The organism is Allokutzneria albata (genome assembly GCF_900103775.1).
Taxonomy (GTDB): domain Bacteria; phylum Actinomycetota; class Actinomycetes; order Mycobacteriales; family Pseudonocardiaceae; genus Allokutzneria; species Allokutzneria albata.
In genome coordinates this window covers 7,424,746-7,434,673 of sequence record NZ_LT629701.1, presented here as the reverse complement: position 1 = coordinate 7,434,673, position 9,928 = coordinate 7,424,746, and the positions used below count along the sequence as shown (strand labels likewise).

The following is a 9,928-nucleotide window of genomic DNA, read 5'->3' as shown; positions in this document are numbered from 1 at the left end:
GCTCCGAACTAGTTGTCGGTTTCGAGGGCCATGGCGACGAGGGCGCTGACGTCCATGTCGTCGATGTCGCTGCTCTCGGGCTCTTCGTCCTCACCGTTGGCCAAGCGCAGCAACGTGTCCAGCAATCCGGCCTCGCGCAGCCTGTCCAGCGAGATGCTCGACAGCAGCGCCAGCGTCTCGTTGCGCTCCACCGGCGCGGCCGAGGTTTCGGGGACGAGCTGCTTCTCCACGTGCTTGGCCAGCTCGACGACGTTGGGGTGGTCGAAGACGATCGTCACCGGGAACCGCAGACCCGTTGCCTCACCGAGCCGGTTGCGCAGGTCCACCGCGGTGAGCGAGTCGAAGCCCAGCTCGCGGAAGGCCCGCGTGGTCTCCACCGACTCCGGCCCCGGGTACTTCAGCGAGGCCGCGACCTGCGTGCGCACAACGGAGGCGATGGTCAGCGAGCGCTCGGCCGGGCTCATCGTGGCCAGCCGTTCCTTCAGCGAAGCCTCACCGGTGCTGACCTTCGCCGCGGCGGCCTGCTCCTTCTGGAGAGCCGCGCGAACCTCGGGAATGGTCTCCAGCAAAGGACTCGGCCGCCCAGCGGTGAACACCGGGACGAACTTCGACCAGTCCACCTCGGCGACGACCTCGACCGCACGGTTCTGGTCGCTGAGCACGCGGTGGAAACCGTCGATCGCCAGGCGCGGGTTCATGAACGGGATGCCCCGGTCGCGCAGCGCCTGCTCGACGAGGTTGGCCGCCATGCCGCCGCCCTCCTCGGGGTCCCAGATGCCCCACACCAGGGACAGCGCGGGACGGCCGCGGGCGCGCCGGGACTCCGCGAGGCCGTCGAGGTAGGCGTTGGCCGCCGCGTAGGCGCCGTGGTCGCCGGAGCCCCACACCGCGGAGATCGAGGAGAACAGGATGAACTCGGCGACCTCGTCGGTGTCGAACACCGCGTCGAGCACGGCCGCGCCGGCGATCTTCGCGTAGGCGGTGTCGGCGAACTCGTCGAGGTCCGTCGCGGACAGTCCATTGAGGACACCCGCTCCGGCGATGTGCATGACCGAGGTGATCGGCCAGCCGTCGGCCTCCATGCGGCGCTTCAGCTTGATCAGCGACTGCTCGTCGCCGACGTCGCACGCCACGACGATGGCTTCGGTGCCGTACTCCGCCAGCTCCGCGACGAGCTCGCGGGCACCCGGTGCGTCGATGCCACGCCTGCTGGTCAGAACGAGACGGCGAGCGCGGTGCTTGGCCAGCCAGCGGGCGATCTGCGCGCCGACACCACCGGTGCCGCCGGTCAGCAGCACGCAGCTCTGCGGCTTCCACGTCGCCTGAACGTTCGCACTCGCGACGCGGACGAGCCGGCGCGCGAAGATGCCGCTGGGTCGAATGCTGACCTGGTCCTCATCGCCATGTCCCGCAAGGACTCCCCCGAGACGGTTGACCGCGGCCTCGTCGAGGTTCTGCGGCACGTCGACCATGCCGCCCCAACGCTGCGAGAACTCCAGCGCGGCAACGCGACCGAGGCCCCAAGCCGCGGCCTGCGCGGGAACCTGGTCGATGCCGCTCGTGATCAGCCACAGTGGAGCGTCGATCTCCGCGTCGCCCAGCGCCTGGATCAGTGCGAGCGTCGCGGCGAGCCCGTTCGGCAGGCCACGGTGCTCCACGTGCCACCGCTGGTCGAGCGCCAGCAACGAGAGGACACCACGGAACGGCCCGCTCGCGTCGCGCAGCCGCTTGGCCAGCAGCTCGCGGTCGGTGTCGCCTTCGGCCAGCTCCAACACGACAGGCTTGCCGCCGTGCTGCTCAACCGCGGCGCGAACCCTGGCACGCAGCGCGTCGTACCCGGCGTCGACCGGGACGAGCACGAGCCAGGTGCCGTCCAGCTTCGCCGGGGCGGGCTCGTCGATGGGCGCCCAGTCCACGCGGTAGCGCCAGGAGTCCACAATGGACTGCTCACGGCGCTTCGTCCGCCACTCGGCGAGATCCGGCAGCAGCGCGCTCAGCGGCTTGTCGGTGTCCAGACCGACCGTGCTGGCGAGTGCCGCCACGTCGCCCTGCTCGACGGCCTGCCAGAAGTCGTTGTCCAGCCCGGAGTCCACGGAGACGGCCTGCTCGACCTGCTTCTCCGGGGCTTCGAGCCAGTAACGGCGGCGCTGGAACGCGTAAGTCGGGAGGTCGACCACCGCGGCGTCCAGCCCGGCGAAGACCGAGGTCCACGCGACGCTTCCGCCGCGGACGTGCAGCTCGGCGACCGAGGCGAGGAAGCGGTCCAGGCCGCCCTGGTCCCGGCGCAAGGAACCGACGGTCGCGCCGTCACGGCCGAGCGCGTCCAGGGTCTCCCCCAGCGCGGGCAGCAGCACCGAGTGCGGGCTGACCTCGATGAAGATGTCGTGGCCGTGCTCGATGAGGAGCTTGGTGGTCTTCTCCAGCTCGACGGTCTGCCGGAGGTTGCGGTACCAGTACTCGGCGTCGACCGCGCTGTCGGGGGCAGCGGTGTCGATCTGCTCGGCGAGAACCGTGGAGTAGAACGGGATCTCGCTGGCCTTCGGCGTGATCGGGCCGAGCACGTCGAGCAGTTCGGCGTGGATCTTCTCGACGTGGGCGGAGTGCGAGGCGTAGTCCACCGGCACCCGCCGGACTCGCACCTCTTCGCCTTCGAGCTTGGCCTGAAGCGCGTCCAGGGCAGCGTTGTCGCCGGAGATCACCACGGAGCCGGAGCCGTTCACAGCCGCGAGGGACAGGCCCTCGGTCACGTACGGCAGAGCCTGCTCGCGGGGCAGCTGGACGGACATCATGCCGCCGACCCCGGCGATCGCGCGGATGGCCTTGCTGCGCAGCGCGACCACCCGTGCACCGTCCTCAATGGACAATGCACCGGCGACGACCGCGGCGGCGATCTCGCCCTGCGAGTGGCCGATCACAGCGGACGGCTCGACGCCGGAGGCCCGCCACAGCGAAGCCAGGGAGACCATGACCGCCCACAGCGCGGGCTGGACCATGTCCACCCGCTCCAGCCAGCTCGTGTCATCGCCCCGCAGGACGTCGAGCAGCGACCAGTCGGTGAACGGCGCGAGCGCGTCGTGGCACTCCTGGATCCGCGCGGCGAACACCGGCGACGTCTCCAGCAGTTCCACCGCCATCCCCGCCCACTGCGCGCCCTGGCCTGGGAAGACGAAGACGGACTTGCCGAGGTCGCCCGCGACTCCGCGGACGACGCCGTCCCGCTCCTCGCCGAGCGCCACCGCGTCGAGCCCGGCGAGCATGTCCTCGCGGTCCGGGCCGATGACGACCGCGCGGTGCTCGAAGGTGGAACGCGTCTTCGCGAGCGAGTACCCGATGTCCTGGACCGATCCGTCCACAGTGGAACGCAGGCGGCGGGCCTGCGCACGGAGGGCGTCGGCGGTGCGCGCGGAGACCACCCACGGCAGCGCGCCGGTGCTGACCTTCGTGGCTTCCTGGACCTGCGGCTCTTCTTCGAACTCCGGCGTCTCCACAGTGCCTTGCGGGACACCCTCACCCGGCCGGCCCGCGCGTGCGGAAGCAGCGTCGTAGGCCGGAGCCTCTTCCAGGATGACGTGCGCGTTGGTGCCACTGGCGCCGAACGCGGAGACCCCGGCGCGGCGCGGGTGGCCGTTGCGGGTCCACTCGCGAGCCTCGGTCAGCAGGGAAACGGCACCCGCCGACCAGTCGATCTTCGGCGAGGGCTCGTCGACGTGCAAGGTCTTCGGCAGCAGGCCGTTCTGCAACGCCAGCACCATCTTGATCACGCCGGCGACCCCGGCAGCGGCGGCGGCGTGGCCGAGGTTGGACTTCAAGGAGCCCAGCCACAGCGGGGTTTCGCGCTTCTGGCCGTAGGTGGCGAGCAGCGCGTGCGCCTCGATCGGGTCGCCGAGCGTGGTGCCGGTGCCGTGCGCCTCGACCGCGTCGACCTCGTCGGCCGACACCCGCGCGTTGGCCAGCGCCTGCTGGATGACCTTGCGCTGCGCGGTGCCGTTGGGAGCGGTCAGGCCGTTGGACGCACCGTCCTGGTTGATCGCCGAGCCCCGCACGACGGCGAGGACGTTGTGCCCGTTGCGGCGCGCGTCCGACAGGCGCTCGATGATCAGCACGCCGACGCCCTCGGCCCAGCCCGTCCCGTCGGCGGCGGCGGAGAACGCCTTGCAGCGCCCGTCCTTGGCCAGCGCGCCCTGGCGGCTGAACTCGGTGTACCCCTCTGGGGTTGACAGGACGGTGGTGCCGCCCGTAACGGCCATCGAGCAGTCGCCGCGCCGCAGCCCCTCACAGGCCAGGTGCAGCGCGACCAGCGAGGAGGAGCACATCGTGTCGATCGTGACGGCGGGCCCGTGCAGGCCGAGGAAGTAGGCGATGCGGCCCGAGGAGATCGCGCCGGAGCGGCCGATCATCACGTTGCCTTCGAGCTCTTCCGGCAGCTCGGTCATGCCGCGGCCGTAGTCGTGGTCGGTGGCGCCGAGGTAGACGCCGGTCTGGCTGCCGCGCAGATCGGCCGGGTCGATGCCCGCGCGCTCGAAGCCCTCCCAGGCGGTCTCCAGCAGCAGCCGCTGCTGAGGGTCCATCGCGAGCGCTTCCCGAGGGGAGATGCCGAAGAACCCGGCGTCGAAGAGCGCGACGTCGTCCAGGAACGCGCCTTCGTTGACGTAGCTGCTGTTGCGGCGCTCGCCCGTCGGGTCGTAGAGGGCGTCGAGGTCCCAGCCGCGGTCGCTCGGGAACGGGCCCATCAGGTCGCGCCCCTCGGCGACGGCGGTCCACAGGTCCTCGGGACCGCGCACACCGCCGGGGAACCGGCACGCCATGCCCACGATGGCGATGGGCTCGCTGGCCTGGTCCTCGACCTCGCGCAACCGGCGCTTCACCGCGCGCAGGTCCGTGGTGGCCCGCTTGAGGTAGTCGCGGAGCTTCGCCTCGTTGTTGTCCACAGCCCGCAGCTCCTTCCGTCCGGCCTCTCGACCGCCCCCATATCCGACCCGTTCACCCCCGAGCACCGCTATAGACACGGGCCAAGTGAGGGGTGCACTCAGGGGTGCCTGGGGGTCCACCGCTTTCGCGTGACCAATGCGGCATTGGTCACGTCTGACGAAACGGACGGCTCTCACCTGCGCTGATAAACCGTTTCGTACTCATGGCAGGCTCTGCGGCCGCCATGAGTACGAAACGGTGTAAACCGATCTGCGTCAGGCGAATCCGAGTTCTTTATCCAGTAGGTCGAACACCTCGTCGTCGGTCGCCGCGTCGAGGTTGTCGGTATCGGTCGAAGCGGTGTCGGCGCCTTCCCACTTCCACATCAGGGCGCGGAGGCGGGCGGTGATGGCCTCCCTGGCCGCGGCGTCGTCGGCGGGCACGGAGGTCAGGGTCGCCTCCAACTTGTCCAGCTCCTCGCGCACCAGGTCGGCGACACCGGACACGCTCGGGGCCAGCTCCTCGTAGAGGTGTTCGGCGAGCGCGGCGGCGTTGGGGTGGTCGAAGGCCAGGGTCACCGGCAGGCGCAGCCCGGTGGCCTCGGAGAGCCGGTTGCGCAGCTGCACCGCGGTCAGCGAGTCCACGCCCAGCTCCTTGAACGAGCGCTGGGCGGGCAGCGTTGCGCCGTCGTAGCCGAGCACCGATCCGGCCTGGGCGATCACGACGTCCTGGAGCAGCCGCAGTCCGGCCACCTTGTCCACAGTGGACAACTTGGCGCGGAGTTCGCCGGTGTCCTCCGGCTCCTCCGAAGAGGCCGGGATCACCTCGGCGAGCAGCGGGGTCGCCGTGACCGCGCCGCTGTCGAGGAACTTCTCCCACGTGATGTCGGCGACGACGAGGAAGGTCTCGTCGACGTCCAACGCGCGCTGCAACGCAGTCGTGGCCAGCTCGCGGGACATGGCGGGGATGCCCCGGCTCTTGAGCACTTCGGCGGTGGCCGCGTCGACCATCCCCGAGTCCGCCCAAGCGCTCCACGCCACGGTCGTCGCGGGGAGTCCCTGCGAACGCCGGTGCTGCGCGAGAGCGTCCAGATAGGCGTTGGCCGCCGCGTAGTTCCCTTGCCCCGCAACACCGATCGTGCCCGCGACGGCGGAGAACATGACGAACGCGTCGAGGTCGGAAGTCAGCTCGTGCAGGTTCCGCGCCGCCTCTGCCTTGCTGCGGATCACCTTCTCCAGCTGCTCGGTGGTGAGCGAGTCCAGCGGCGAGTCGTCCAGCACTCCGGCCGCGTGGAACACCGCCTTGATCGGCGTCGGAGCCTGGGCCAACGCCGCCGCCAACTGCTCGCGGTCGGCGACGTCGCATGCCACAACCGTCGCGCCGAGTTCATCGCACAACTCGGGCGCACCAGGCGTTTCCAAGCCACGGCGCCCCAGGAGCAGCACGTGCTCGGCGCCATTCGCGGTCACCCAGCGCGCCAGGTGGCTCCCCAGAGCGCCGAGACCGCCGGTGATGACAACGGTTCCGCTCGGCTTCCAGTCGCGACGAGCGCGACGGGCCACTGCGGGCGCCAAGCGGCGGACGAAGACACCGGACTGCCGAACCGCGTACTGCTCCCCCGGCTCGGAGCTGCCGAGCGCTGCGACGAGCTGGCTCAGCGACCGCTCATCGGCCTGCTCCGGCAGGTCCACCAAGCCACCCCAGCGCTGCGGGCGCTCCGCCCCGTAGGACCCGGCGAGGCCCCACACCATGGCTTGGTCAGGGTTGGCAAGGGGCTCTGCGGCGTTCAACGCGATCGCGCTCTGCGTGACGCACCACAGTGGAGCGTCGATGCCCGCATCGCCCAGCGCCTGCGTCAGCGTCAACGTGCCGACCAGTCCGGCAGTCCGCGCGGAGTCGTCCAGTGCCAACAAGGACAGCACGCCGTCGAAGACCTGCTTGCAGGGTCGAGCATCATCACCGCAGACGCCGCCGATGCGTCCCGCGAGGTCGGCGCGCTCGGCGACATCAGTAGCGTCCACGTCGATGCGGGTGATCTCCGCACCGGCCGCGGACATGAGGCTGAGCACGTCCTTCACCGACTCCGCACCGCTGGCGGGCGTGACGACGAGCCAGTTCCCGCTGAGCGCCTTCTCGGAGAGGGTGACCGAGCGCCAACCGATCTCGTAGCACCAGTCGTCCACAGCGGACACTTCGATGCTGCGACGACGCCAGCTGGAGAGGCTCGAAACGACCTCGCTGAGCGGAGCATCGGAGCCAAGCCCCAAGGTGGCGGCGACCGAGGTCAGGTCCTCGGAGTCCACCGCGTCCCAGAACCGCGTCTCCGCCGGGCTGGCCGTGGACGGGGTGGGCGGCGTGTACCAGTACTGCTGCCGCTGGAAGGCGTAGGTCGGCAGGGCGATCTTGCGCGCGGGCAGCTCGGCGAAGGCGGCTTCCCACGTCACCGGGGCGCCGTTGACGTACGCCTCGGCGGCCGACCGGAGGAACCGCTCGACCCCACCTTCGTTGCGCCGCAGGGAACCCACCACGACAGCCTGGGCATCGGCGGACTCAGCAGTGGACTGCAACGCGATGCCCAGTACGGGGTGCGGGCTGGCCTCGATGAACAGGCGGTGCCGACGCTCAAGCGCAGCGCGGGTCGCGGCCTCCAGCTGAACGGTCTGACGGAGGTTGGTGACCCAGTACTCCGCGTCCAGCTTCGCCGTGTCGATCGGCTCCCCGGTCACCGTGGAGATGAACGAGATCTCCGACGAACGCGGCTTGATCGGCGCGAGCACTTCGAGCAGTTCCGCGCGAAGCTCCTCCACCTGAGCGGAGTGCGACGCGTAGTTCACGTCGATCATGCGGGCACGGACCTCCTGGGCCTCGGCGGCCTGCTGCACCTCGACCAGCGCTTGCGGTTCGCCGGAGACGACCACCGACGAGGGCCCGTTCACCGCGGCGACGGAGACCTTCGCGCCCCACTTCTCGATGAGCTTCGAAGCGTCGGCCAACGGCATCGTGAGCGACAGCATGCCGCCACGGTCGGAAAGCGCGACGATCGACCGGCTCCGCAGCGCACACACCCTTGCCGCATCGGAAAGCGACAGTGCGCCCGAGACGGCCGCGGCGGCGATCTCGCCCTGTGAGTGGCCGATCACCGCGGCGGGCTCGACACCGAAGGAGCGCCACAGCTCGGCGAGCGACACCATGACCGCCCACAGCAGCGGCTGGATGACGTCGACGCGCTCGGTGGAGGGTGTGCCGGGCTTGCCCCGCAACACGTCCACGACCGAGAAGTCCACGAACTCCGAGAGCGCCTCGTCGCACTCCTTGATGCGCTTGGCGAAGACCGGCGACGAGTCGATCAGCTCGACGGCCATGCCCGCCCACTGCGAACCCTGGCCGGGGAAGACGAAGACCGGGCGCGGGTCGCCGATCGCCTCACCCACGATGACGTTCTCGCCGGTCAGGTCCAGAGCGGCCGTGAACTCCGAGTTGGAGCCCGCGAGCACGACGGCGCGGTTCTCGAAGGCCGACCGCGTGGTGGCCAGCGAGTACGCGAGGTCGACCGGCTCCTGGCTGTCCACAAAGGACGCAAGCCGGGAGGCCTGTGCCTTCAGGGCGTCAGCACCTCGGCCGGAGAGCACCCACGGCATGACCGGCGGCGACTCGATCACCCGGGGAGCCTCCTCGACCGGGGGAGCCTCTTCGAGGATCAGGTGCGCGTTGGTGCCGCTGACACCGAACGCGGAGACACCGGCTCGACGGACGCGATCACCCGCGCGCCATGGAACAGCCTCAGTCAGCAGCGACACCGCGCCCGCCGACCAGTTGATCTCCGATGACGGGGCGTCCACGTGCAGCGTCTTCGGCAGGAGCCCGTGTTGCAACGCCATGACCATCTTGATGACCGAGCCGGAACCCGCTGCGGCCTGCGTGTGCGCGATGTTGGACTTCAGCGAACCGAGCCACAGTGGACGGTCAGCCGGGCGCTCCTTGCCGTAGGTGTTGATGAGCGCGTTGGCCTCGATCGGGTCGCCGAGGGTCGTGCCGGTGCCGTGCGCCTCCACGACGTCGATGTCCTCGGACTTCAGGCCCGCATTGGCCAGCGCCTGCTTGATCACCCGCTGCTGCGCGCGACCGTTGGGAGCGGTGAGGCCGTTGGAAGCGCCGTCCTGGTTCCACGCCGAGCCGCGCAGTACCGCGAGGACCGGGTGCCCGTTACGGCGCGCGTCGGAGAGCTTTTCGAGCAGGACCAGGCCGACGCCTTCACCCCACCCGGTGCCGTCGGCCGCCTCCGCGAAGGACTTGCAGCGCCCGTCCGCGGCAAGTCCCCGCTGGCGGCTGAACTCCACGAACACGCCCGCCGTGGACATGATCGCCGCGCCACCCGCCAGGGCCAGTGAGCACTCACCGCGCCGGAGTGCCTGTGCGGCAAGGTGCATCGCCACGAGCGAGGACGAGCAGGCGGTGTCGAAGGTCATCGACGGGCCTTCGAGGCCGAGCGTGTAGTTGACCCGGCCGGAGAGCACGCTGGTCACATTGCCCGTGATCAGGTGGCCGCCCAGCTCCTCCGGCGCGCCGAGGTAGTCACCGCCGTAGTTGAACGAGGTCGCGCCGACGAACATGCCCGCCTTGGTGCCGCGCAAGGAGAGCGGGTCGATGCGGGCGCGCTCGATGGCCTCCCACGCGACCTCCAGGACGAGGCGCTGCTGCGGGTCCATCGCCAGCGCTTCCCTCGGGCTGATGCCGAAGAACGCCGGGTCGAAGTCGCCCGCGTCGTAGATGAACGCACCCTGCTGGGTGGTCGAACCCTTCACATCGCTGTCCCCGGCGTCCAGCAGCGCGGGGTCCCAGCCGCGGTCGGTCGGGAAGCCGCCGACCGCGTCACGGCCTTCGACGACGAGGTCCCACAGGTCCTCCGGCGAGCGGACACCGCCGGCGAACCGGCAGCCCATCGAGACGATCGCGATCGGCTCGTTCTCCGCTGTCTCTTTGGCTTTCAGCTGCTCGCGGGCCGTGGCGAGATCACCGGCGA

Annotated in this window: 2 pseudogenes; both read right to left on the bottom strand. The window is 70.2% G+C overall.

Annotation, left to right across the window (positions count from 1 at the left end):
• Positions 1 to 8 precede the first annotated feature (8 nt).
• Positions 9 to 4,889 (bottom strand): annotated as a pseudogene (locus tag BLT28_RS34035) (type I polyketide synthase); the annotation flags it as partial.
• A 294-nt stretch (positions 4,890 to 5,183) separates the two neighbouring features.
• A pseudogene (locus BLT28_RS34030) lies at positions 5,184 to 9,872 on the bottom strand (type I polyketide synthase); the annotation flags it as partial.
• Between the last annotated feature and the right edge of the window lie 56 nt (positions 9,873 to 9,928).